Genomic DNA, 24,596 nt, shown 5'->3' with positions numbered 1-24,596 from the left:
TGACCTGGTAACTGCATTAAAATCATAAAAAATGAATAAAAAATCCCTACGCATTAGCCTTTTCCTGGCTATTGCACTCCTCTCAAATGCCGTTTTTGCACAAGAACAGTCACCGGAAAAGTCTGCCGGTCTTTCGCCTTACCGCGTCACAGCAACCAAGGTCAATGATTTGATACACACTAAACTCGATGTATCTTTTGATTATGCGAAACGATACTTATATGGTAAAGAATGGCTAACCTTAAAGCCTCATTTTTATGCTACCGATTCACTAACTCTCGATGCACAGGGAATGGACATCAAGACTGTAGCGTTGGTTGGCGCAAAAGGAAATACGCCTTTAAAGTATACCTATCATGATAATAAATTATTTGTAGTACTCAATAAGAAGTACACTAATGCGGAAAAGTATACCATTTACATTGCCTATATTGCTAAACCAGATGAGCTTAAGGTAAAGGGCAGCGCGGCAATAACCGATGCTAAAGGCCTTTATTTTATTAATCCAGACGGAACCGACCTTAACAAACCAACACAAATCTGGACACAGGGGGAAACAGAATCTTCTTCTGCCTGGTTCCCTACCATTGACAAGCCTGACCAAAAAACAACTCAAGAAATTTCAATTACTGTCCAGTCTAAATATACCACTCTTTCAAACGGTAAACTAATTACCCAAAAAGCAAATGCCAACGGTACCAGAACTGATACCTGGAAAATGGACCTACCGCATTCGCCATATTTGTTTATGATGGCTGTTGGTGATTTCAAAATCACAAAAGATACTTACAAAGGCAAAGAAGTAAATTATTACCTCGAACCTAGATTCGCGCCTTATGCAAAGCAGATTTTCGGTAAAACTCCGGTTATGATGAAATTCTACAGCAATATCTTAGGTTTAGATTACCCCTGGAATAAGTACGCGCAGGTAGTTGCAAGGGACTACGTTTCTGGCGCAATGGAAAACACTACAGCTACCCTGCATGGCGAACATGTTCAAAAAACTGACCGTGAACTGTTGGATGGAAATGAAGAAGGAACGATAGCACACGAACTTTTTCATCAGTGGTTTGGTGATTACGTTACCGCAGAATCCTGGTCTAACCTTACCATGAATGAATCTTTTGCCACTTTTGGTGAAATCATCTGGCATGGATATGATGCCGGGAAAGATGCCGAAGACAAATCGAGATATGAAAAATTGCAGTCGTATATCAGTTCTACTAAAAACGGAGACAGTCCTGTTTTAGCCAGATTTCATTATGCCGATAAAGAAGACATGTTCGATAACGTGAGTTATGCAAAAGGCTCTGTTATTCTTTATGCCTTAAAAAATCAGCTTGGCGATGCAGCCTTTTATAAAGGCCTTAATAGATACCTCACCACCAATGCATTCAAAAATGGCGAAACCCATCAGCTAAGATTAGCCTTTGAAGACATTTCAGGCAGAGACTGGAGTCCTTATTTTAATCAATGGTATTATGCCGGTGGACACCCCATTTTAGCAGTAGACTACGGCTATAGCAATGGAAAAGCAACCATAAAAATAAAACAAACACAAGATGCCACCGTTCAAACCTTTACTTTACCTGTTAAGATCGACATCTATGCTAACGGGCAGAAAATCCGAAAAGAGATTCTGATTAATCAGCGTGAACAGGATTTTTCTTTTGAGGTAGCGGCCAAGCCAGCACTAATCGATTTCGATGTAGATAAAATTATTGTAGGCGAAATCAATGACAATAAAACGGCAGAAAACTATTATTTCCAGTATAAAAACGCACCTGCCTATGCCAACAGAATAGAGGCTTTACAATTCATTATGCAAAGCAAAGCCAAAAGCGGTCAGCAGGTTTTACTTGCCGGATTAAAAGATATCTCAGGCGATTTACGCGCATTGAGCATTGACGGTTTAAACCTCGAAGATGCGGAGATTAAAGCAGCCGCTTTACCCGTTCTACTGCAAATGGCCAAAGCTGATAAAGACACAGAAGTCAGATCAGCTGCAATATCCAAACTTGCTGAAACAGGAGATCAAGCGTACACCACGCTGATGAACGAGAGTGTAAAAGACAGATCTTACAAAGTGATAGCGGCAGGGATTGCTGGTCTTTCCAAGCTGGCGCCAGAGCAAAGTTCAGCGGCTTTGGCATCCTTGGATCAGGATACAAAAGATCATATTTCAAGCTCAATTGCAGCGTTATATGTTGCAGATCCGAAAGATGGGCATCAGGCGTTTTACACCGACATTATGAGTAAAGGCGATCGCAATAAAATCTTTGCGGTAATCGGTCAGTATTTCCAGTATTTACGTGCTAACAATAACCCCGCTGTTACTGAAAAAGGCATTGGGGATATCAAAAATGTTATTGAACGGTTAAAACTTCAAAGCTACCTGAACAAGCAACTTTCAGGTGCGTACTCAGCTGCAGCGCAAGGCAAATCACAGCAAGCATCATCTGCAAGCGGTACAGCAAAAACCAACTTAAATAAGCAGGCAGAGATATTTAATAAAGCTGCGGCAGAATTGAACAAAGAATAAACTGGTGGATTAAATAAAAAAGCCTGACGGTGTAAGCTTATCGTCAGGCTTTTTTTTGCAATAAGTATATACCAATCATATAACTGAAGTTCCGATAAAAATGGCTGTAACAGCCATTTTTTCATGACCCACTCATTACCATACTCCAATATATTTATCTTATTTTTGTAAAAGTAGGGAGGAAGGAACCGCGATGTTGAAAAAACAACAGATTATCTAAACATGATAATCACACTCAATAAGCTTTATTTTCAGTCATTTACATTGTTTTTAACAATTGATGTTAATAATTATTTGTAAAATGAACAATTTAAATTATTAAACTTATAATGTGTTTATCTGATACTGGCACGGTTCTTTAATAGGTTATAGATATGGAAGAAGAATTCTTTTTTGAATCCAACGAAGACGCACAACGTTCTGTAGAACGTTATGAAGAAATGCTTCGTAATCAGGATCAGTATTTTTTTGATGCTGGTGCATTCGAATACATCGTAGATTTTTACATCGAGAAAAATGATCCTGTTAAGGCATTACAGGTGGTTGATTTTGCAATCAATCAGCACCCATATGCAACAGTGTTTTTAATTAAACAAGCACATTTATATATTCTCACCAACAATCACGAACAGGCATTTATTTCCCTGCAAAAAGCAGAGTTACTGGAATCATCAGAGCCCGACATCTATTTGTTAAGGGGAAATATTTACCAGAATACCGAACGCTTTAGCGAGGCACTGGAAAATTACGAAAAGGCCCTTGGCCTGGCTGAAAGCACTGATGAAATTCTTTTGCAGATGGCTTATGTATATCAAAGCATGGGCGATTATGAGAATGCCATCAACTATATTAAACAGAGCCTGGAGCAAAACATGGAAAACCAGGATGGCTTATATGAATTGGCATTCTGTTATGATGTGCTGGATAAACAGGAAGAAAGCATTAAATTCTATCAGCAGTATATCGACACCGATCCTTATTCTTATGCTGCATGGTATAACCTGGGGAACAGCTTTCACAAGTTAAATCTTTTTGAGAAAGCGATTGATGCCTATGATTATGCTATTCTGATCAAGGAAGATTTCAGTTCTGCTTATTTTAATAAAGGAAATGCGTTGGTGCAGTTAGACAAATATGACGAGGCTATTGAAGTTTATAAACAAACATTTGAATATGAGCAACCAAATGCCGACACCTACTGTGCCATAGGCGAATGCTGCGAGAAACTGGAAAAAATGGACGAGGCCCGTTCATACTATAAAAAGTCAGTAAAAATGGATCCGAAGATGGCTGATGCCTGGTTTGGAATAGGGGTTACCCTAAATCATGAGGAGCGTTATTTCGAATCCTTACATTTTTACAAAAAAGCAATTGATTTAGAAGCAGAGAATGCCGATTTCTGGTTTGCAATGGCTGATGCATACTACAAGCTGGGCCAGATTGAAGAATCTATAGCCGCATATGAGAAGGTTCTCGAATATAATCCTCTGGATGTTGAAGCCTGGCTGGATTTCAGCACCGTACTTTACGAGCAGGGAAAATTATTAGAGGCTTCAGAAACGATGGCCGAAGCGATCAAAAATAATCCTGAAGCTGCCGAACTTTACTACCGCATGGTAGCCTATCTGTTTGCATTAGGAAGCTATGCCGATGCATTGGGTTATCTGGAAACCGCATTGACTACAGATCCGGAGAAACATTATATTTTATTTGAATACCTGCCTCAACTACAGGATAACAGCGCCATTATCAACGTTATAAACCGATATATTCGGTAACAGTCTTGTGAGAAAAATTTAACTAATAAATCTGAAAATTTTTTTCACTTTTGTACACATATGAATTACCCATTATTAAACGTTCCTGAACGTCCATCAAAACCGCGCCAGAAAGGCTTAACAATGGTTATGGATAAGGGATTAAGCCTACGCCAGGTGGAAGATTTTATTGAAGTAGCTGGCGTACATACCGATATCGTAAAATTAGGTTGGGCAACATCGCATGTTACCCCGAATCTTAAAGAAAAATTAGCTTTATATAAAAGTGCGGGCATTCCTACCTACTTTGGTGGAACTTTGTTCGAAGCATTTATCATCCGTGATCAATTTACAGATTATCAACGTATTTTAGACCAGTATGGAATGGAGTATGCCGAGGTTTCTGATGGTTCTATTGAAATTGAACATGATAAAAAATGCGCTTTCATAAGCGAACTATCAAAACAGGTTACGGTTATTTCTGAAGTAGGAAGCAAAGACGCAGCAAAAATATTTGCCCCTTATAAGTGGATAAAATTAATGCAGGCAGAAATTGAAGCAGGTTCCTGGAAAGTAATTGCCGAAGCGCGTGAAGGCGGAAATGTGGGTATATACCGTGGAAGCGGTGAGGTACGCGAAGGTTTGGTTGATGAGATATTGACTCAAATTCCTGAGGAAACCATTATCTGGGAAGCACCACAAAAAGAACAACAGGTTTGGTTCATCAAATTAATTGGAACCAATGTAAACTTAGGAAATATTGCGCCAGCTGAAGTAATTCCACTGGAAACCATTCGCTTAGGACTTAGAGGAGATACCTTTGATTATTTCCTTAATAAAACTAAATAATCACAAATTCTTTTGGCAAGGCAAAATTAATCTTTCTTATCAGACAGATTAGTTTTGCCTTGTTTAATATGATAAGAATATGAAAACATACGGACTAATCGGATATCCTTTATCACATTCTTTCTCCAAAAAATACTTCACAGAAAAATTTCTGAATGAAGGGATTGGTGATCATCATTACGAACTTTTCCCTATTGAAGATATTAAAGCTCTACCAGATTTACTAAATGCAAATTCAACATTGTGTGGATTGAACGTGACCATTCCACATAAGGTAAATGTGCTTTGTTATTTGAATGAGGTTGATGAGGCAGCAGATCAGATAGGAGCCGTAAATTGCATTTCCATTAAATCATTCGACGGAGAAAACTATTTAAAAGGATACAATACCGATGCTTTTGGCTTTGAAGAGTCGCTTAAACCATTGCTGGCAGACCACCATCAAAAGGCGTTGGTGTTTGGAGATGGCGGAGCAGCCAAAGCGGTAAAGTATGTACTGAAAAAATTGAATATCACCTACCAGATTGTGGTGCGAAAAGCCACTCCAGGTGCGATATTGTATAACGAGATTACGCCCGAAATTTTAGCCTCGCATAAGCTGCTAATTAATACCACGCCTTTGGGCATGTCGCCAAATATTGATACTTATCCTGAAATAGATTACAGCTTAATCGATTCGAGCTACCTGGCTTATGATTTGGTGTACAATCCTTTAGAAACAGCCTTTTTGGCAAAGGCCGCTGCACAGGGTGCCCAAATCAAAAACGGTTTAGAAATGTTATATCAACAGGCAGAGAAAGCCTGGGCCATCTGGAATAAATAATGATGCTGGTGATTAATCATTTGAAAAGCGGGTCAATCAAATCAGGTGTTTAATGCTATGAAAATAAAACAGATAATCTTTTTACCGTTTGCACTACTGCTGGGTTTTTCGGCCTGTCGGAATAATGATTATAGTCCAAAACCAAAGGCTTATTACAGAATTGAATTTCCGGAAAAATCATATCAGGCACTAAAGGCACCTGTGCCCTTCTCATTTTCTTACCCTGCTTACGCTTCAGTTGAACAAGATAAAAGCCGAGACGCACAAAATAACTGGTATAATTTACACTTTAAGCAGTTTAATGGTTATCTACACTTAACCTATTATGATGTTTCCGGGAAAGAAGCCTTCAATGAAATGGTGGAAGATGCAAGGAAACTAGCTTTCAAGCATACCATTAAAGCAAGTGCAATCGATCAGAAACTGATTAATTATCCAGAGAAAAGGGTTTATGGAGTATATTACGCGATAGAAGGAAATACTGCATCATCCGTACAGTTTTTCTTAACCGATAGTGTGAAACATTATTTCAGGGGTGCACTTTATTTTAATGAACGCCCGCAGTATGATTCCATAGCACCCGTGATAAAATTCATTAAAACTGATATCGATACCCTTATTTCAACATTTAAGTGGAAAAACTAAAGAACTATGATTACCGTAAAAACATTCACATTTAACGCGTACAGTGAAAACACATACCTGCTTTTCGATGAAACCAGGGAATGTGTAATCATCGATCCCGGGATGTATGATGCCTCGGAGCAGAACGAAATTTCTTCATTTATAAAATCAAATGAATTAACACCGGTATTGCTTCTTAACACACACTGCCACCTGGACCACGTGTTTGGCAATAAGTTTATTTTTGATACTTACGGACTAAAGCCTCAGTTTAACGAGGGAGAATTACCAATTATCAGTGCAATCCCGGGTTATGCACCCTCAATGGGATTTACCCGCTATGAGCTTTCACCTTTACCAGATGTTTTTCTTCCTCAATCAGGTACAGTATCATTCGGCAATAGTACGCTGGATTTGATTTTCGCACCGGGACATTCTCCTGCTCACCTGTGTTTTTATAACAAAGAAGATCATATCCTAATGGGGGGCGACGTATTATTTTATGGCAGCATTGGCCGAACCGACCTTCCCGGCGGGAACCATCAGCAACTTATCGAAAACATTTCAACCAAACTTTTTGTATTACCAGAAGAAACCAAAGTTTACCCTGGCCACGGTCCGGCAACAACTATTGAGTTTGAAAAAAAACACAATCCTTTCTTTTAGCGAAAAGTGAGTTAGGGCAGGTTGCATTTTCCATCTTACATGATACATCTTACATTTTAACTATCTTTACCAGCGTGAATGCGTCGTTCTATATTGCCAAAAGGTATTTGTTCGCAAAGAAGTCTACAAATGCCATCAATCTGATATCAGGCATATCAATGGTTGGTGTTATGGTTGGAAGCGCCGCACTAATTATTATACTTTCGGTTTTTAACGGACTGGAAACGGTGGTTTTGGGAATGTTTGATACCGTTACCCCACAAATCCAGATTACGCCTGCAAAAGGCAAAACCTTTGACCCCAACACTACTTATTTCAATTCCCTCAGAAAAAACAAAGCTGTTTACGCTTTCGCTGAAGTACTGCAGGAAAATGCCTTGTTAAAATACAATAACAAGCAGGCCGTAGGTATGGTGAAAGGCGTAAGTGATGCTTATTTAAAAAATCCAAAACTAGACAGTACGATTAGAGAAGGAAAGTTTGTATTAAAAAGCAAGAGCGGCAACCACGCAGTGATCGGTAATGGCCTGCAAAGTTATCTGGCGATTAATACTTTCGACCCCTTCACCGAACTGGAATTATACTCCCCAAAGAAAACGATTGCGGTGAATTCTATCAATCCGACTGAAGATTTCAATTTAAAGAGCATACCTGTTAGCGGTGTTTTCGAAGTGCAGGAAGAGTTTGACAATGGCATCATTGTGCCGCTCGAATTTGCCCGTGAATTACTTGATGAGCCTGTAAATGTTTCATCACTCGAAATCAATCTTAATCAGGGAGTAGACGTTGATGATTTCAAAAGTGAAATTGCCAGTAAACTTGGTGATACTTTTTCAGTGAAAAACCGGGCTGAACAAAATAGTTCTTTGCATCATATTTTCAATTCGGAAAAAAGCATGGTTTATATCATCCTCACCTTTATTCTGATCATTGCCATTTTTAACGTTGTGGGCTCATTAACGATGCTGGTAATTGATAAAGTAAAGGACATTGCCATCCTCAGTAGCCTGGGCGCAGGAAGAAAATTAATTAAACGTATTTTCCTGATTGAAGGCATGATGATTACGATGTCGGGCTGCGTGCTGGGTTTAATCATTGGTGTAATATTTTATTACCTCCAACATACCTTCGGCATCATAAAAATGGGAGAGGGTTCAATGCTGAATTCCTATCCGATAGGATTGAAATGGAAAGATTTTGTATTAGTTTTCATTACGGTTGGTATTTTCTCATTTTTGGCATCTGCTTTGTCATCTAATTTAAGTGTAAAGAAGATCGATCAAATAAATCAAACTATATAGCATGAAGTTTTTTAAGCAAGCAATAGTATTCGTTGTGCTCCTTGGCGTAGCCGTTACAGCTTGTAATAGGGATAATAAAGCCGAGGGTGATAAAACGAATGTAAAAATGGTTAAAGGCTTGTATACCTTTGGCCCGGAAATGAAGTCCTTTACACTTTGTGAGGACGGACGTGAATACTGGGTTACCGATAGTATTAAAAACCTTGAACTGCAATACAACAACCTTGGCTTCGAAAAACCTTATGAACCGGTTTACGTTGAATTAGAAGGCTATTTTACAAAATCTGATACCGCTACCGTTTCCCAGGACTTTGATTCTACACTGGTTGTAACCAAAGTGGTAAAAATCAGTAAAGAGATCCCCGACGGATCCTGTTCTCAATAAGATAGAAATTTCCAATATATAAAAGGCGGCATCTGGATTACAGATTGCCGCCTTTTTCGTTTTGCAACCTCAGCATTTTTGTTCCATTCCAGCCCAATACTGATAGTTTATTTACAGGGGCTCAACAGGGAATCGAGAGGGGGTTAACAGGCATTTGCCCCTACTAACCCCCTGTTAACCCCCTGTTAAGCCCCTGCCAAGCCCCTGTCAATCTAAGCCCGTTACAAAAAACGGGTATAAATAAAAAAGCTCCTTGACATAACATCAAGGAGCTTCAGTATTGTACTAAAGAAATCTACTGTGCAGGGAAGCTGAAATTGTAAGTTCCTTGCTCACCAATACCAGAAATATTGATCATATTATTTCTGCCCATTGGCAATGCCTTCTGCACATCTGCAACAGAGCTTACCGGCTGTCCGTTAACTTTCGTAATAATTAATCCCTTTTCTACACCAATGTTATCGAAAGCTTTACCAGTAACAACTGAAGTCACTACAACCCCACTATTAATTCCATACTTAGATTTCTGGGCTTGCGTAGCAGGAGCAAACGTTGCGCCCAACTTAGAAACCTCAACACTTTTCGCAGCAGTATTGGTTGCGGTTAAACCAACACTTGATTCACCTTTTAAGGTTACGGTAATGTCTTTTAATGAACCATCTCTCAATACGCTTAATTTCACTTTATCACCTGGATTTAGGCGGCCAATTTTCTCCTGTAAATCAGGTGAGTCGTTAATAACCACACCCTCTACCTTTTTGATAATGTCGCCTGGTTTAATACCAGCTGCAGCAGCACCGCCACCAGCAACCACATCACTCACGTATAAGCCGCTCACCTCGTTTGTCTTGATATTATCTGGTTTTTCCTCTGCACTAAGCGGGAAGAAGTTAACACCAATATAACCACGTTTAACAGAGCCATATTTCATAAAATCATCAACAATTTTACGGGCGAGGTTAACCGGTATAGCAAAACCATAACCCTGGTTATAACCACTTTGAGAAGCAATAGCTGAATTGATACCTACAAGCTCGCCACTTGCGTTTACCAATGCGCCACCACTGTTTCCGGGATTAATGGCAGCATCTGTCTGGATAAAAGATTCGATACTCGTGTTCGCCGGTGCCTGTGGTCTTTTACCTGTACGCTGATATTCACGGTATTCCTGCTCTGTCATTTCATTTCCACGTTGTTCCTGACCAATAATACCTATGCTCCGGTTTTTTGCGCTTACAATACCTGCTGTAACAGTTGTATTTAAATCTAACGGGAAACCTACTGCCAGCACCCATTCACCAACCTGAACATTATCAGAGTTACCCATTTTCACTACCGGCAATCCTGTAGCGTTTACTTTGATCAAGGCTAAATCTGTATTAGGGTCACGACCAATTACCTTAGCTTCTACCTTTCTTCTGTCGGTTAACACTACTTCCACTTTCGAAGCATTTTCTACTACGTGATTATTCGTTACGATATATCCATCCTGGCTGATGATGACACCCGATCCGGATGCCGCCCTTGGCTGACGTTGTGCCTGACGGCCACCGCCTCCGAAGAAATCATCGAACATATCAAAAGGAGATGAACTGCGTTCATTACCACCACTCTTAGCTTCGTATGTTGTTTTAATGTGGACTACGCCTGGCGCAACCGCAGCCGCTGCCTGAGTAAAATCTGCAGTACCCGCAGATGAAACCTTTAACGGGTTATTGGCAAAGTACAAATTCTGCTTTTCAGAAATTGTACTGCCTGTTTGGTTGCGCTCAAATAGCTTATAACCCCCAACCGCTGCTACCCCACCTATAAAGGCAGCTAATACGGTAACTCCTAATATTTTTTTCATGTGTTTGTATATTGTTTTTTAATAGTCATGAAGCCATTAAAACCTATTGATTGGTTAGACTCTAGTAACTTCACTTGTTTGATAATGTTAATTTAAAAACCTGATCTGTTATAAACTAATTTGCTAGCTAATGGTTTGCCTATAATCGATTTCGGTCAATTCGCTTAAGCACCTGGTCACTTTGATTTAAGCAGGATGCTCAGGCAGTTTTTATCTGCTCAAATTTTCTTTTGTAAGTTTATTCAAATTTAATACCATATAAACGATATTTGCATCTTCAAAGCGCTTTAAACCTTGTTAAAAAATGTTAAATTACAAAACATAAGGAGCCTAAGAAATATTGCAACTCAAATATTGCATAAAATAATGAAGATTAAATGAAAATCAATTTTTTAAAATATCAGGGTGCAGGTAACGATTTTATTTTGATTGATCACACTGCAGGACCACTAAAAAACATTGATAATGAACTGGTTGAAAAACTATGTCACCGACGTTTTGGTGTGGGCGCAGATGGGCTCATGTTTCTGACCAAACATCCTGATTATGATTTTGAGATGCACTACTTTAATGCTGATGGAAAATTAGGTAGTATGTGTGGAAACGGTGGCCGCTGCATTGTGGCCTTTGCTAAGCACCTGGGCATCATTGGCAAAGAGACTAACTTTTTGGCAGTAGACGGTCCTCATTATGCCAGAATTTCAGAATCGGGAGATTGGGTTGACCTTCAGATGATTGATGTGGATTCCATCACAAATGATGGCGAGGCTTTCGTACTAAACACAGGCTCTCCTCATTATGTTGCCATACAGGATAACTTAAGCAGTTTTGATGTTTTTAATGCCGGAAAAAGCATCCGCTATAATACCAACTATAACGAAAAGGGAATTAATGTAAATTTCGTTGAAGATAATGGCGACCATTTATTTGTGCGTACTTACGAACGTGGCGTTGAAGATGAAACCTATGCCTGTGGCACTGGTGTTACCGCTGTTGCAATGGCAATGGCGAAATACAAAAACCAGACAGGCCATATTACAACTGCGATCAAAGTATTGGGCGGCGACATTAAAATAGAATTCGATTACGACGGACATAAATTTACCAATGTATTTTTATGCGGTCCGGCAAAATTAGTATTTGAAGGCGAGGTTGAATAACCTGGCCTTTAAGTATCCAGTTGTAACAAAGCCAGCCATTCGATATCTTAACTAAAAGCAAAACATGAACTTTTTAGGCAATATCATCTGGATTATTTTTGGCGGTATATTTATCTTTTTCGAATATATTATTGGCGGATTAATTTTATGCCTCACTATTGTTGGCATACCCTTTGGCATTCAATGTTTTAAATTTGCGATAGTTGGCCTTGCGCCTTTTGGCGTCAAAATTAAAGATACATCTTCTAACACCGGCTGCCTGTCAACCATTATGAACCTGATCTGGATTCTCTGTGGAGGATTCTGGATTGCACTGACACATCTTTTCTTTGGGATATTACTTTGTATCACCATCGTAGGTATCCCGTTCGGACGTCAGCATTTCAAGCTCATGAATCTGGCGTTTACACCCTTTGGAAAATCCATTTCCTGAAAAACTATAACTGACGATAAAGCGTAAGAACTATTTTATCAGGCCTATTTTTTTTGAATGGCTGATGGCTTCCTCACTACTGTTAAACAAACAGGTTTCCACCCCCTTAAGCTCAATTTTGTCTAAAGCGGACCTTGCATCTATGAATTTTTCAGGCCTGATGTTCCTGATGTAGACCGCAGCTATATTTTGTGGATATTTTTCTACGATAGCCGCATATATAGTGGGATCCTGCTGAGAATTGTCGCCAAAGAAAACAAATTTTTGGTTCGGGAAAGCATCAAGTATCCTCATAACCCTAAGTAACTTGCCCTCGTGTCCGGTTTTACCTGTAGCTATTAAATCCTTCCATCTTTTTAATGTGTTCAGTAAAAAAGCCCCATCTGGCAGTTTATGGAAATGAAATGTTTCAATTAAATAATCGTAAAGGTTCCATTCGCTGCTGCTGACATAAAAAAAAGGGTTGGGCTGATCCTCCTGCGTATGTGATAAAGCAAGCTGCCGGTAATGTTCTGCAACATTCGGAAACGTTTTTCGTGTATGTGGATTTTTAATAAAAAGTTCTCTTAACCTCCTGGCAATGGTAGCCGAGTGAGAAATCATCACGGTATCATCCACATCAGAAATAAAAGCATACTGTGTGATATGAGGAACATACACTTTCCCTTCACCTGCACTTAACACATTTCCGGCCTCATCCACCGCCTCAACTTTTACAAAATGCCATCCCGCTTTCACATCTTCAGTAGCTTCCCATTCAAACCTGAAAAAGCCGTCTTGTTCCGTACGGTTATAAATGGTTTGATCAAAAAACTGCAGCCTTACGTTTATAAATGGATAGGGCTTCAGGATGAAAAGCTTTAACAGGTGTAGAATATTAACAAATATTTTGTTGCTGTAAATCTGCCGGCTTTTCGCCCTGCGTTTGAAAACATGCCCATAAACTACCAGATTATGCTTGTGTCCGTATCCATGATAAACTTTTACACTTGCAGATTTATTCATTGTTGTAAAACAGTGTTTGTTAAAACTTGTTTGTGTTGTAAATCATTAAGGTAAAAATATGAAACTTCAATTCATCATCAATCCAGGTTCAGGAAGTCACGATATTGACCTTAAAGAGGCAATCACTTCGCATTTTGCGAACAGAGAAGCAGATGTAGTGATTTATGAACTACCGGATAATTGTTCGCTTGCAAAAATTAAAGAACAAATTGAATCTGTTCAGGCAGACAGGGTGATTGCGGTTGGAGGTGACGGTACTTTGAAACTGGTTGCGAGTTGTTTATTAAAATCACAAACACCCATTGGGATTATCCCTGCAGGCTCGGCAAATGGTATGGCAAAAGAACTTGGTATCCCAACAGATATCAGTGAGGCACTGAGCCTGATTGAGCATGGAACTGCCAAACAAATCCACGTGATTAAGATTGATGATGAGATCTGCATCCATCTGGCAGACCTGGGATTTAATGCTTATCTGGTTAAAAAATTCGATGCGCTGCCGGAAAGGGGGATGTGGGGTTATGCTAAAGCTACCTGGCATGCGCTCTGGAACCATAAAAGGATGGAAGTGGAGCTTTCGCTGAAAGGCGAGAAAATAAAGTCAAAGGCCGCAATGGTGGCCATTGCCAACGCCACCATGTATGGAACAGGCCTCAAAATAAATCCAGATGGAAAACTTGATGATGAGCTGTTTGAAATTATCCTGGTGAAAGATTATTCCTATCTGGAGATTATAAAGATATGGTTAACCAGACTGCCTTTTAATCCTAAAAAGATTGAAGTATTTCAAACAGCATCAGTAAAAATATTTTCAAAACATCAGGTTCACTTTCAGGTAGACGGAGAATATATCGGGAGGGTAAATGAAGTAAGTGCGGAAGTGATACCACGTGCGATATCAGTAATTGTTCCTTAATTGATCGCGGTGAGTCTGGATCGTGAAGTATAGTCTGAAAAACTCTGCGACAAAGCATACTTTGAGCAGGATATAAAACCATTTTTCACTTAAACTAACCTGAAACAACTCAGGGAGGTAAGTGAGAAACCCGATAGAAAATACCCATACGATTAATCTGAATGGGAACTGCACATAATAGGTAATAAAACCAAAGCGCTTATATTGAAAGAGTCCTGCAGCAGAAACAAATAATGATAAAAACAGTGGGATTAATAACGCTACCTTGATTTGAGAGAGCAGCTGATCTGGAATTTGATTTAAGTGAGTGACCATACTCCAGAATTGCGTGGCCAATAATATAATGCTGATTACATCCAGCAATGCAAAAAGTCTGCTTGTATTTCTCATTAAGCGATTTATATAAACCTACTTGCAATATTTAACCAGGTATTCATCCGCTAGTTTGCTCCCCATGTATTTAACAAACAAAAAGTCTTCACACGCGCCTTGTTTATCGCCCTGCTTCATTTTTTTCATTCCGCTATCGATACGCGATTTGAGGTAATCATCATCTATACCCAACTGATTTTTGATGGAGATAATCTGCGCCTCCTGACCTGGTTTGGCCTGATCTATATTTTTATAAAAGTTGATTACGGAATTGGTCAACCCTTCTTCAGCCTGGTAGTTGCGTATGGCTTCCTGAATATCTGAACTGGATTTACCTTCGCAGTTGTAACCCGAAAGCCTGAAATTAACAGGTACCACAACAGAAGCAGTTGTATCGTAACCTGCAGGAACCTGCCATTTTCCACTGCTCATTCTCACAAGCCTAAGGGCTTCCTCATCCAGCTCACTCAGTATTCCTTTGCTCACTTTCGAAGAATACACCCTTCCTTTTTCATCTAGTTTAAAACTGATATTTACGGTGCCCTGAATACAGTTATCTTTTGAAAAGCCGGGATAGATCATCTTGTCTCTCAAAAAAGTAGCAAAGCCGGTTTTGCCAGATTTAAACTGCAGCTGGGCCATGCTGGCACCACTATAAAGCAGCAGGCAAAGGATAATCAACTTTCTCATCATACTAATTTACGCTTTATCAGGCAATAAAAGTTGATTGCAGAATAATATTCGGATCAGGGCAGTTGGCCAGATATTTCTCCCGTTCGCTATACTTGCATACACCAGGATAATCACCTTTAAGGCCTTCCATATCCTGAATGACTTGAAAATGCAGATGCGGAGGCCAGTAGCCGTTTTCTTCTTTTACCCCTAAAGTGGCAAAAGGAGTGGCTGCCGGAATGAACTTTCCTGCAGTTAGTCCGTCCAGGGAACTGAGACTCAAATGTCCGTGAAGCACGTTAAATTGAATGCCTTCGATATCGTAGGTCAGAATAATCGTAGCACCATAGTCGCCGAAATGGTTATTATTGGCAAAACTATGCACAGTGGCATCAAAAAAATTATAAACCGTAGTGCCTGCCGGCGCCCATATATCAACCCCTAAATGCAATCTCCTGGGCTCTTCGCCAGTATCAAAATGAGCACTTCGGGAATAAATGGTTCTATGCTCATCATAGCCACCAATTCCATAGCGGGCATCACGGGTGGCAAGTTTTTGATTTACCCAGGCAGAAAATAATGCAGTATCATCTAAAATCTCATTGGTCAGCTCGGTATTAGCGGCTGTGAAATCCATCTGAAGTAAACGGTCTTTCGAAGTGTCGAAATCTATAACAGGCTGAATTAACAGTCTGTTAGACTCAATGATCTGTTCAAAAGATGGCTTCGAAAAGTTGGACATACTTACTGCGATACTGCTTAGAATTATTCTTCGTCTTCGTCTTTTTGTCTGGGCTCTTTGGCAATCTTTTCGAAAAGATGATCCATGCGTTCTACATATTCGTTTGTATCATCAACAAAAAATGTTAACTCGGGCACTACCCGTACCTGGTGACGGATTCTGCTGCCCAGCTTATATCTGATTTCACCAGCATGTGCATTCACAGTGTTGATTGAAAGCGTAGTATTATTGGTATTAAAAAAGCTTAGATAAACCTTTGCCACAGCTAAATCCGGCGATACGCGAACGCGGGTAATGGTTACCAGTGTATTTGGTAAAAATGCAGCACCCTCACGCTGAAAAACCTGTGCTAACTCCTCTTGCAGTACCCCTGCAAATTTCTGCTGACGTTTACTTTCCATATTCTAATATAACAAATTACTATCATACGGGTATCTCGCTACGTGTGCAGCTTTGATTTTATCGTACAACAGTGTTTTAAATTCTTCAATATTTTCTTTTTCTGTTGCCGAAATAAAGAGAACAGGCACCTTATCGTGACTCATCCAGCTGCGCTTAAAATCCTCGAGTGTTAGTTTTCCATCATCTTCTTCGTTGTCAACTTCAGGAGATACATATGCATCTATTTTATTAAATACCAGGATGGTATCTTTATCTACAGCGCCAAGATCTTTTAAAGTTTCATTAACGGTATTAATCTGGTCTTCGAAATTGGGATGCGAAACATCCACAACATGGATCAATAAATCCGCCTCACGAACCTCATCCAGGGTAGATTTAAAACATTCTACCAGATGGTGAGGAAGTTTGCGGATGAAACCCACAGTATCAGACAGCAAAAAGGGCAGATTTTCAATCACCACCTTCCTCACTGTAGTATCCAATGTGGCAAATAACTTATTTTCTGCAAAAACTTCAGATTTGGAAAGCATATTCATGATGGTTGATTTTCCTACGTTAGTATAACCAACCAACGCTACACGAATAAGCTGCCCTCGGTTTTTGCGCTGGGTTTCATTCTGCCTGTCAATATTCCTCAGGCGTTCTTTTAGCAGTGATATTTTATTTAGAATAATACGCCTGTCACTTTCAATTTGCGTTTCCCCTGGTCCACGCATACCAATCCCTCCTTTTTGTCGCTCAAGGTGAGTCCACATCCCCGTTAAACGAGGCAAAACGTATTGTAATTGGGCGAGCTCAACCTGTGTTTTTGCCTGTGCGGTTTGTGCCCTGCTGGCAAAGATATCGAGGATTAAATTGCTTCTATCGAGTACCTTTACACCGAGTTCACGGTCAATATTTCTCAATTGTGAAGGCGAGAGCTCATCATCAAACACAACAGTATCAATCTCTTCCGACTTCACATAGGCTTTAATTTCTTCCAGTTTTCCTGTACCTACGAAAGTTGCCCGTTCAGGTTTAAGCATTTTTTGAGTAAAAACCTTCTCCACTTTTCCTCCGGCTGTATCAACTAAAAAGGCAAGCTCATCTAAATATTCTTTAGTCTGCTCTTCTTTTTCATCGGGTGTTACCACGCCAACTAATATTGCCCGCTCCTGCTTGATAGCAGTATCATAAAATTTCTTTTTTCCCATGTAATTATACAAATATACGAAAATTGATCAGCTGTAAATTAGCGAACGAAAAACGCAGATCAACAAACCTTGCCGGTTTTTGAAATTTATGAAGTTAGACCACTTATATCTGTGCTACAAAATCTTTTATCGCCGTACCCGGATCATCTGTTTTCATAAAGTTTTCACCAATTAAAAAGCCGTCAAAGCCGGCAGCTTTAAGCTCCCTAATGGTTTGAGGGTTACTGATTGCACTTTCAGAGATCTTTAAAAACTCGTTTGGAATAGTATTCACCAGATCAAATGAAGTTTGTATATCTACCGTAAAATCTGCAAGATTCCGGTTATTAACACCGATAGCATCCAGGTGCGGGCAGATACTTCTTTCAAGTTCCTCTAAATTATGTACCTCCAATAACACATTTAAACCAAGGTTTTGAGCAAACTTTCCAAAATCACTAATTTGTTGAGGGCTAAGGATTGCAGCGATGAGCAGAATGATATCCGCTCCCCAGGCTTTAGCTTCTAAGATCTGGTACTCATCAATCATAAAATCTTTACGCAGGATTGGAATTTGATTTGCAGCTCTGGCTGCCAGGATATCATCGGTTTTACCACCAAAGAACTCAACATCGGTTAATACGGAAAGTGCCGATGCCCCCGCATGATTATAAGCCTGGGTCACCTCAGCTACATCGGCTATACCGTTTATTAATCCTTTTGAAGGAGAGCGTCGCTTAAACTCGGCAATAATGCCGGTACGATCTTCGGCCAGTAAAAACTCTTTGAAGGAATATGGCGTTCTGTTGAAGTGAACCGATTGCGTTAAATCATCAGCAGAAATTAATCGCTTCGCATCAGCAACTTCTTCCTTTTTTCGTAGTACGATCTTATCTAAAATGTTCATGTAATTTCTTGTTTGTTAACTCGTCAACCAGTTCTCCATCATTTGCTTACCATATTCTGTAAGTACACTTTCGGGGTGGAATTGTACTCCGCGAACGTCGAGCGACTCATGCCTTAATGCCATAATTTCACTTTTGTGGTCTCTTGCAGTAATTTTCAGGCAGGAAGGAAAGTTTTCCTTACTCACTACCCAGCTATGGTAGCGTCCTACATTGATGGTTTGGGGACATTCCCAGAACAAGGGCTCATCGCCGTCGACAACAGTAACGGGTGTCGCAATACCATGCATAGGACGTCCGAGGTTTAGCAAAGTTCCACCGAAAACCTCTGCAATTGCCTGTTGCCCTAAACATACTCCGAAAATACTTTTGCTCGGAGCATAGGTTTTGATTACATCCAGAAGTAAACCAGCCTCTTCCGGAATACCGGGACCCGGGGAAAGCAAAATTTTATCGTATTGTGATACGTCTGCCAAATCAAACTTATCATTTCTCCATACCACAGCGTCGTATCCAACTTCATTAATTAAATGAACCAGGTTATAAGTAAAACTGTCGTAATTATCTATCACTAAAACTGGCTTTTTATCTTTATTTTCCATCTTGATTTCTTCTTTTTTTCGGGTGATTTACCTTGCAGCTTTTTATATTAGATGCCTTCAGCCATTTGCAGTGCTTTTCTTAAGGCGGCAATTTTATTGTTCACTTCCTGCATTTCAGTTTCCGGAACAGAGTCTGCCACAATACCTGCCCCGGCACGGTAATGCAATTCGTTATTTTTACTCATGAAAGTCCTGATCATGATGGCATGGTTAAAATCTTCATTGAAGCCCATAAAACCAATGGCGCCAGCATAAAAATTGCGCCCCAGTTTTTCATTCTCATCAATCAGCTGCATGGCTTTGTATTTAGGCGCCCCGCTAAGTGTCCCTGCCGGATAAGTATCGGCAACAACTTTAAAAGCACTTACATCTTCCTGAAGGTGGCCACTCACTTTACTTACCAAATGGATAAGGTGCGAGTAATACTGAACCTCCTTAAATGATTTTACTTCCACACGGTTACAATGCCTGCTTAAATCATTACGGGCTAAATCAACCAGCATCACATGCTCAGCACTTTCTTTCGGATCCTGCTCCAGTTTACGGGCCTGTTCTGCATCTTCGATATCATTTCCACTTCGCTTAAAAGTCCCCGCTATTGGAAAAATATTGGCTGTGTTATTTTTGATCGTAATTTGAGCCTCTGGTGATGATCCAAAGAGCTTGAAGTTACCGTAATCAAAATAGAAAAGATAGGGCGATGGGTTGATGGAACGCAGGCAACGATATACATTAAATTCATCACCCGAAAAAGCTTGTTTAAATGCCCGCGACGGAACTATCTGAAAAACATCACCGCGATAAATATGTTTTTGGAGCTTTTCCACCAGCTCCATAAAGCCCTGATCGGTTAAATTTGAGCTTTCCTCCCCCCGAAGCTGGAATTTATATTCAGGATAGTTTTTATTCTGTATAAGGTACTCCATTTTTTCCAGTCCGCCTTCCTCTTCCCCTTCGAAAGTATTCTTGAACAAAGTGATTTCATTTTTAAAATGATCGATAGCAATCAGATAACGATACAAATGATATTGCATCTCCGGAATTTCCTCTCCTTCGGGAGTTTCGGATGTGAACTGAATATCTTCAAAATGCTGTACGGCATTCCAGGTGAAATAACCGAATAAACCACTGGAAATGAACTTAATTTCAGGAAAGTCTGTTTGTTTAAACTGATCCTTAAATTCGGCTATTTCTTCAGTAAGGTTTTTACTTTCTTTGATCGCAACGGTTCCATCCGGAAAATAGGTTTCCAGCCGTTTGCCTTTCAAAATAATTCCGGCTACAGGTTCAGCACAAACGAAACTCATAGAATTCTCACGGCTGTGATAGTCTGAACTTTCGAGTAAGATGCTGTTTGGATAAACATCGCGTAATCGTAAATAAATGCTAACAGGCGTTGTGGTGTCAGCAAGCATTTTTTTATAGGTGGTATTAATTTTAAACATTTTTATCGTCATTGCGGGGAGGAACAATGTAGGCATCTCCCCTTTGTAATTTTTTAAAAAAATAAAAGCCCGGCGTGTGGTTCTACGCCGGGCTTTATTGGTTCAATTAAGGTTTAGGTTGATAAACTATATTTTTCTCATACGCAGCCAGCGCAACTCTTTTTAGAATTACCGCGCCAAAGCCATGTATGTATCTTGCTGATCATGAGCGACAAAAATATAAAGAAATTTGAAAAAGCAAAATATTTACCACAATTAATTCAATATATTTTATGTTAAACTTTTATTTGTTCACGAATAAAGCCGGCTGGCAGGGCGGCTTTATTTAAAATATTATCAATATTCCAGAGTTTCTGTTGCAAAATACACTTCGGCTAACTCAGAAAGCAATCATTTTTTAAGAAACTCCAAAAAATGATCTTCCGGGAACTTCTTTGATCATTAGTGAGATGGCCGCAATAATAATAGTTAAGGCCAATCCAAAGAAAATAGCTATAGTGCGGTGTTTTGCCACAGCATCTGCCACTTTTTTCGATTTTGAGTTCCCAATAGTAATCAGAATAATGGCAATCAGCATCATGCTGGTATGCTCAGCTTTGAAGTATCTTCCTATCGTGTCGCTCATCGGAAGTTTTGTTAGCGGACTTAAAAAATAAAGCACTAATCCGATCAGAAACTGAATATGCGCGCTGATTAAGGTAAAGACATTTAGCTTACGGTTACCTTCTGTATACGTTTTTTTACCTAACCACCCCTGCAGGCCATTAATTACGGCAACAACTAATAAAATTAATACGATGTAGCGCCACCCTGAGTGCGCAGATTTTAAAATACTATACATTTTTCCAAATATGTTTCTTCAAAAATAGTCATTAATTGTAAAAAATAGGATATTCAGCACTTCCAACACTAATTTATATTAGTTTTAAACAAAATAACCACTAAACTTATTATGAAGAAAATTTTACTTGCCCTTGGGCTGGTGTTTTCTACTACGATAATGTTTGCACAACAAACTACTTTCCCTGTTAATGGTTCGTATGATACCCGACCTGGAATGTTTGCTTTTACTAATGCAACTATTGTAGTGAATGCTAACCAAACCCTCACCAATGCAACACTGTTAATTAAAGGCCAAACCATCCAGGCGGTTGGAGCTGGAGTTGCTGTACCAAAAGGATATGTTGTTGTAGATTTAAAAGGAAAATTTATTTACCCCTCACTGGTTGATGCCTTTACCAGTTATGGAATTGCCGAAACTCCGGCGCAGGGACGAGGTTTTGGAGGCCAGCGTCAATCTATTTTCGTTTCGACCAAAAAGGGGGCTTACGGATGGAATGAGGCCATCAGACCAGAAACTTACGTCAAAAGTATATTCTCTGCCGACAGTAAAAAAGCGGATGAATTACGCAAAGTGGGTTTTGGGAGTGTTAATGTCATCAGCCGTGATGGTATTGCGCGCGGGGTTTCTGCCGCTGTTACACTGAACGATGATGCTGACAATAACCTTATTTTGAAAGATCAGACCGCAGCTAACTATTCGTTTAACAAAGGCACATCATCAAATGATTATCCTACCTCTTTAATGGGGTCGATCGCCTTACTCCGCCAAACCTATTATGATGCACAATGGTATAGCAAACAAAAAGAGGAATATAATATTTCTTTAGATGAGTTTGGGAAACAGCAGGCCATGCCGCAGATTTTTGAAGTGGACGGTTGGGCAAATATCCTCCGTGCGGATAAGATTGGTAAGGAGTTTGGTAAAAAATTCATCATCAAATCCGCGGGAGATGAGTATCAGCGAATCAATGAAGTTAAAGCCACAGGAGCGAGCTTAATTATTCCCTTATCTTTCCCAAAAGCATATGATGTGGAAGATCCTGCGGAGGCCAGAAACGTTTCCTTATCGCAGATGAAGGGCTGGGAGCTGGCACCCACCAATCCTGCAGTTTTGGAAAAAGCAGGTGTAAAGTTTGCGCTAACTGCATTCGGTTTAGAGAATAGCCGCGATTTTTGGGGCAACATCCGCTCTGCAATAGAAAACGGATTAACCGAAAAACAGGCTTTACTAGCAACCACAACTATTCCTGCAGAACTTTTAGGAATCAGCGATAAAGTAGGCTCACTGGAGAAAGGTAAAGTGGCCAACTTTCTGATCTCTTCTGATAACCTATTCAAAAACGGCAACATCATTTTTGAAAACTGGGTTCAGGGAAAACGCTTCATCGTTAACAAAATGGACGTAAGTGATGTTCGCGGAACATATAACCTGAACATTGATGGTGTAGGTGCCTTAACCTTAAAAATAACCGGAACGGGTGGAGGCTCTGCTGCAGCGATTGAAAGGACAGGTGCAGATAGTGTAAAAACGACTGCTACCTTTACACGCAATGGCGACTGGGTGAGCATTAACTTCAACCTTAAGAAAAACCCTAAAGGTGATGTTCGCTTAAGCGGATATATTACCTCGGCAAATCCGATCACCATTAAAGGTGAATCTGCTCTTGCTGATGGTTCGGCAGGTAAATTTACGGCCAGCTACAAAGAAGCTGCTAAAGAAATGCCTAAAAAAGATGAACCCAAACCTGCATTAGCTGTTGGCCCGGTAATTTACCCGTTCACCGCATTTGGCAGTGTTGAGTTGCCTAAACAAGAAACTGTTTTGATTAAAAATGGTACAGTATGGACGAATGAAAAAGACGGTGTTTTGCAAAATGCGGATGTTTTGCTGGAGAACGGAAAGATTAAGGCAGTTGGTAAAAACCTTTCTGCCGTGGGCGCGAAAGTAATTGATGCAACAGGCAAACACATTACTGCCGGAATTATCGACGAACACTCACACATTGCCGGTAGCGGAGGGATAAACGAAGGCGCTCAATCGGTATCCGCTGAGGTTCGCATAGCTGATATTATTAATTCGGAGGATGTCAATATTTATCGCCAGCTGGCAGGTGGTGTCACCACTTCGCATATTTTGCATGGTTCAGCAAACCCTGTTGGCGGACAGTCTCAACTGATTAAATTACGCTGGGGTAAATCGCCTGAAGAACTGAAATTTGCAGGTGCAGATGGTTTCATCAAATTTGCCCTTGGAGAAAACGTAAAGCAAAGTAATTTTGGTACAGGTGCCCGTTTCCCAGTTACCCGTATGGGTGTTGAACAAACCTTTGTTGATGAGTTTACACGTGCAAAAGAATATGCCAAAGCGATGTCGATTAAAGGCAGTAATGTTCGGAAAGATCTTGAACTCGATGCCATCGTGGAAATTCTAAACAACAAACGTTTCATCACCTGTCACTCTTACGTTCAAAGCGAGATCAATATGCTGATCCATGTTGCAGACAGCTTAGGCTTCAAAATCAACACCTTTACCCACATCCTTGAGGGCTATAAAGTGGCAGATAAAATGAAAGCACATGGCATTGCCGGTTCAACTTTTTCTGACTGGTGGGCTTACAAAAATGAAGTTGCCGAAGCTATTCCTTACAATGGAAAGATTATGCACAACGTAGGCATTACTACAGCATTCAATTCTGACGATGCTGAAATGGCCCGTCACTTAAACCAGGAGGCTGGTAAATCAGTATTATACGGTAATGTACCAGAAGAAGATGCACTGAAATTTGTAACCTTAAACCCTGCACACATGCTTCACATTGATGACAAAGTGGGTAGTTTAAAGCCTGGAAAAGACGCTGACGTGGTAATCTGGAGCGCAAATCCGTTATCTATTTATGCAAAAGCAGAGAAAACTTTTGTAGATGGGATTGCTTACTGGGACATTGAAAAAGATGCGCAGATCATCAAAGCTCAACAAGCTGAAAAAGCACGTTTGATCCAGAAAATGCTGGAAAGTAAAAGCAAAGGCAGTCGCACGCAGCGCCCGATGGGTGATGCGCCTCGTTTATACAATTGCGAAACATTAGAGAACTATTCAGCCGAATTAACTGAGAAAGAACATGCACACTAAC

The 24,596-nt window shown here is 40.0% G+C and carries 23 protein-coding genes; 12 read left to right on the top strand and 11 right to left on the bottom strand.

Going from position 1 to position 24,596, the window contains the following annotated elements; all coding sequences use genetic code 11:
- Positions 1-31: 31 nt before the first annotated feature.
- From AB669_RS14900 to AB669_RS14865, 8 genes are all read left to right on the top strand, one after another.
- On the top strand, positions 32-2,542 hold the full coding sequence (locus tag AB669_RS14900) for a M1 family metallopeptidase (protein ID WP_047800077.1): 2,511 nt from the start codon (positions 32-34) through the stop codon (positions 2,540-2,542).
- Between the two features lie 374 nt (positions 2,543-2,916).
- The gene (locus AB669_RS14895) at positions 2,917-4,320 is read left to right on the top strand and encodes a tetratricopeptide repeat protein (RefSeq protein ID WP_047800076.1); all 1,404 of its coding nucleotides are present in this window, start codon (positions 2,917-2,919) and stop codon (positions 4,318-4,320) included.
- A gap of 60 nt (positions 4,321-4,380) precedes the next feature.
- The gene (locus tag AB669_RS14890; RefSeq protein ID WP_047800075.1) at positions 4,381-5,148 is read left to right on the top strand and encodes a phosphosulfolactate synthase; all 768 of its coding nucleotides are present in this window, start codon (positions 4,381-4,383) and stop codon (positions 5,146-5,148) included.
- A 79-nt stretch (positions 5,149-5,227) separates the two neighbouring features.
- Positions 5,228-5,971, top strand: coding sequence for a shikimate dehydrogenase (locus AB669_RS14885; RefSeq protein WP_047800074.1), 744 nt, complete (start codon positions 5,228-5,230; stop codon positions 5,969-5,971).
- Positions 5,972-6,028: 57 nt separating this feature from the next.
- Positions 6,029-6,616, top strand: a complete 588-nt coding sequence (locus tag AB669_RS14880) for a gliding motility protein GldD (protein WP_047800073.1) — start codon at positions 6,029-6,031, stop codon at positions 6,614-6,616.
- A 6-nt stretch (positions 6,617-6,622) separates the two neighbouring features.
- Positions 6,623-7,261: an MBL fold metallo-hydrolase gene (locus tag AB669_RS14875; RefSeq protein WP_047800072.1), complete on the top strand. Its 639-nt coding sequence runs from the start codon at positions 6,623-6,625 to the stop codon at positions 7,259-7,261.
- A 107-nt stretch (positions 7,262-7,368) separates the two neighbouring features.
- Positions 7,369-8,562, top strand: a complete 1,194-nt coding sequence (locus AB669_RS14870) for an ABC transporter permease (RefSeq protein ID WP_082120707.1) — start codon at positions 7,369-7,371, stop codon at positions 8,560-8,562.
- 1 nt (position 8,563) lies between these two features.
- Positions 8,564-8,947, top strand: a complete 384-nt coding sequence (locus tag AB669_RS14865; protein WP_047800070.1) for a hypothetical protein — start codon at positions 8,564-8,566, stop codon at positions 8,945-8,947.
- Positions 8,948-9,242: 295 nt separating this feature from the next.
- On the opposite strand, the gene AB669_RS14860 is transcribed toward AB669_RS14865, so the two are convergent.
- Entirely contained in the window at positions 9,243-10,796 is a 1,554-nt protein-coding gene (locus tag AB669_RS14860; RefSeq protein WP_047800069.1) for a trypsin-like peptidase domain-containing protein, read from the bottom strand.
- A 377-nt stretch (positions 10,797-11,173) separates the two neighbouring features.
- On the opposite strand from AB669_RS14860, the gene dapF reads away from it, so the two are divergent.
- Both dapF and AB669_RS14850 read left to right on the top strand, forming a co-directional pair.
- Positions 11,174-11,956 carry a diaminopimelate epimerase gene (gene dapF, locus AB669_RS14855; RefSeq protein ID WP_047800068.1) on the top strand — a complete coding sequence of 261 codons (783 nt, stop codon included), beginning with the start codon at positions 11,174-11,176 and terminating at the stop codon, positions 11,954-11,956.
- 64 nt (positions 11,957-12,020) lie between these two features.
- Positions 12,021-12,389 (top strand): YccF domain-containing protein, encoded by a 369-nt coding sequence (locus AB669_RS14850; RefSeq protein ID WP_047800067.1) that lies wholly within the window; start codon positions 12,021-12,023, stop codon positions 12,387-12,389.
- A gap of 30 nt (positions 12,390-12,419) precedes the next feature.
- Here the strand turns inward: AB669_RS14850 and AB669_RS14845 are convergent, their stop codons facing one another.
- Positions 12,420-13,394 carry an App1 family protein gene (locus AB669_RS14845; RefSeq protein ID WP_047800066.1) on the bottom strand — a complete coding sequence of 325 codons (975 nt, stop codon included), beginning with the start codon at positions 13,392-13,394 and terminating at the stop codon, positions 12,420-12,422.
- 58 nt (positions 13,395-13,452) lie between these two features.
- Between AB669_RS14845 and AB669_RS14840 the strand changes: the two genes are divergently transcribed.
- Complete coding sequence (locus AB669_RS14840) at positions 13,453-14,310, top strand: diacylglycerol kinase family protein (RefSeq protein ID WP_047800065.1); 858 nt, start codon at positions 13,453-13,455, stop codon at positions 14,308-14,310.
- On the opposite strand, the gene AB669_RS14835 is transcribed toward AB669_RS14840, so the two are convergent.
- From AB669_RS14835 to AB669_RS14795, 9 genes are all read right to left on the bottom strand, one after another.
- On the bottom strand, positions 14,293-14,700 hold the full coding sequence (locus AB669_RS14835; RefSeq protein ID WP_047800064.1) for a hypothetical protein: 408 nt from the start codon (positions 14,698-14,700) through the stop codon (positions 14,293-14,295). The genes AB669_RS14840 and AB669_RS14835 overlap by 18 nt on opposite strands.
- Before the next feature lie 18 nt (positions 14,701-14,718).
- A complete protein-coding gene (locus AB669_RS14830; protein WP_231582688.1) occupies positions 14,719-15,375 on the bottom strand; it encodes an energy transducer TonB in 657 nt (218 codons plus the stop codon).
- Between the two features lie 16 nt (positions 15,376-15,391).
- Entirely contained in the window at positions 15,392-16,096 is a 705-nt protein-coding gene (locus AB669_RS14825; RefSeq protein ID WP_047800063.1) for a peptidoglycan DD-metalloendopeptidase family protein, read from the bottom strand.
- 23 nt (positions 16,097-16,119) lie between these two features.
- Positions 16,120-16,497, bottom strand: a complete 378-nt coding sequence (gene rbfA, locus AB669_RS14820; RefSeq protein WP_047800062.1) for a 30S ribosome-binding factor RbfA — start codon at positions 16,495-16,497, stop codon at positions 16,120-16,122.
- 3 nt (positions 16,498-16,500) lie between these two features.
- Positions 16,501-17,691, bottom strand: a complete 1,191-nt coding sequence (hflX, locus tag AB669_RS14815) for a GTPase HflX (protein ID WP_047800061.1) — start codon at positions 17,689-17,691, stop codon at positions 16,501-16,503.
- A 103-nt stretch (positions 17,692-17,794) separates the two neighbouring features.
- Positions 17,795-18,577 carry an indole-3-glycerol phosphate synthase TrpC gene (gene trpC, locus AB669_RS14810; RefSeq protein ID WP_047800060.1) on the bottom strand — a complete coding sequence of 261 codons (783 nt, stop codon included), beginning with the start codon at positions 18,575-18,577 and terminating at the stop codon, positions 17,795-17,797.
- 15 nt (positions 18,578-18,592) lie between these two features.
- On the bottom strand, positions 18,593-19,177 hold the full coding sequence (locus AB669_RS14805; RefSeq protein WP_047800059.1) for an aminodeoxychorismate/anthranilate synthase component II: 585 nt from the start codon (positions 19,175-19,177) through the stop codon (positions 18,593-18,595).
- Positions 19,178-19,224: 47 nt separating this feature from the next.
- Positions 19,225-20,622 (bottom strand): anthranilate synthase component I family protein, encoded by a 1,398-nt coding sequence (locus AB669_RS14800; RefSeq protein ID WP_047800058.1) that lies wholly within the window; start codon positions 20,620-20,622, stop codon positions 19,225-19,227.
- A gap of 397 nt (positions 20,623-21,019) precedes the next feature.
- Positions 21,020-21,463 carry a hypothetical protein gene (locus AB669_RS14795; protein ID WP_047800057.1) on the bottom strand — a complete coding sequence of 148 codons (444 nt, stop codon included), beginning with the start codon at positions 21,461-21,463 and terminating at the stop codon, positions 21,020-21,022.
- A gap of 111 nt (positions 21,464-21,574) precedes the next feature.
- On the opposite strand from AB669_RS14795, the gene AB669_RS14790 reads away from it, so the two are divergent.
- On the top strand, positions 21,575-24,595 hold the full coding sequence (locus AB669_RS14790) for an amidohydrolase family protein (protein WP_047800056.1): 3,021 nt from the start codon (positions 21,575-21,577) through the stop codon (positions 24,593-24,595).
- Position 24,596: the final 1 nt, after the last annotated feature.

This window comes from Pedobacter sp. BMA (assembly GCF_001027745.1).
Classification (GTDB): Bacteria; Bacteroidota; Bacteroidia; order Sphingobacteriales; family Sphingobacteriaceae; genus Pedobacter.
Note: the sequence above shows the minus strand (reverse complement) of the source record. Positions and strands in the feature narration are given on the sequence as shown.

Excerpts from the sequence above, each read along its gene's own strand:
- AB669_RS14900 (WP_047800077.1), top strand. The coding sequence starts at position 32 with ATGAATAAAAAATCCCTACGCATTAGCCTTTTCCTGGCTATTGCACTC.
- AB669_RS14895 (WP_047800076.1), top strand. The coding sequence starts at position 2,917 with ATGGAAGAAGAATTCTTTTTTGAATCCAACGAAGACGCACAACGTTCT.
- AB669_RS14890 (WP_047800075.1), top strand. The coding sequence starts at position 4,381 with ATGAATTACCCATTATTAAACGTTCCTGAACGTCCATCAAAACCGCGC.
- AB669_RS14885 (WP_047800074.1), top strand. The coding sequence starts at position 5,228 with ATGAAAACATACGGACTAATCGGATATCCTTTATCACATTCTTTCTCC.
- AB669_RS14880 (WP_047800073.1), top strand. The coding sequence starts at position 6,029 with ATGAAAATAAAACAGATAATCTTTTTACCGTTTGCACTACTGCTGGGT.
- AB669_RS14875 (WP_047800072.1), top strand. The coding sequence starts at position 6,623 with ATGATTACCGTAAAAACATTCACATTTAACGCGTACAGTGAAAACACA.
- AB669_RS14865 (WP_047800070.1), top strand. The coding sequence starts at position 8,564 with ATGAAGTTTTTTAAGCAAGCAATAGTATTCGTTGTGCTCCTTGGCGTA.
- AB669_RS14860 (WP_047800069.1), bottom strand. The coding sequence starts at position 10,796 with ATGAAAAAAATATTAGGAGTTACCGTATTAGCTGCCTTTATAGGTGGG.
- dapF (WP_047800068.1), top strand. The coding sequence starts at position 11,174 with ATGAAAATCAATTTTTTAAAATATCAGGGTGCAGGTAACGATTTTATT.
- AB669_RS14850 (WP_047800067.1), top strand. The coding sequence starts at position 12,021 with ATGAACTTTTTAGGCAATATCATCTGGATTATTTTTGGCGGTATATTT.
- AB669_RS14845 (WP_047800066.1), bottom strand. The coding sequence starts at position 13,394 with ATGAATAAATCTGCAAGTGTAAAAGTTTATCATGGATACGGACACAAG.
- AB669_RS14840 (WP_047800065.1), top strand. The coding sequence starts at position 13,453 with ATGAAACTTCAATTCATCATCAATCCAGGTTCAGGAAGTCACGATATT.
- AB669_RS14835 (WP_047800064.1), bottom strand. The coding sequence starts at position 14,700 with ATGAGAAATACAAGCAGACTTTTTGCATTGCTGGATGTAATCAGCATT.
- AB669_RS14830 (WP_231582688.1), bottom strand. The coding sequence starts at position 15,375 with ATGATGAGAAAGTTGATTATCCTTTGCCTGCTGCTTTATAGTGGTGCC.
- AB669_RS14825 (WP_047800063.1), bottom strand. The coding sequence starts at position 16,096 with ATGTCCAACTTTTCGAAGCCATCTTTTGAACAGATCATTGAGTCTAAC.
- rbfA (WP_047800062.1), bottom strand. The coding sequence starts at position 16,497 with ATGGAAAGTAAACGTCAGCAGAAATTTGCAGGGGTACTGCAAGAGGAG.
- hflX (WP_047800061.1), bottom strand. The coding sequence starts at position 17,691 with ATGGGAAAAAAGAAATTTTATGATACTGCTATCAAGCAGGAGCGGGCA.
- trpC (WP_047800060.1), bottom strand. The coding sequence starts at position 18,577 with ATGAACATTTTAGATAAGATCGTACTACGAAAAAAGGAAGAAGTTGCT.
- AB669_RS14805 (WP_047800059.1), bottom strand. The coding sequence starts at position 19,177 with ATGGAAAATAAAGATAAAAAGCCAGTTTTAGTGATAGATAATTACGAC.
- AB669_RS14800 (WP_047800058.1), bottom strand. The coding sequence starts at position 20,622 with ATGTTTAAAATTAATACCACCTATAAAAAAATGCTTGCTGACACCACA.
- AB669_RS14795 (WP_047800057.1), bottom strand. The coding sequence starts at position 21,463 with ATGTATAGTATTTTAAAATCTGCGCACTCAGGGTGGCGCTACATCGTA.
- AB669_RS14790 (WP_047800056.1), top strand. The coding sequence starts at position 21,575 with ATGAAGAAAATTTTACTTGCCCTTGGGCTGGTGTTTTCTACTACGATA.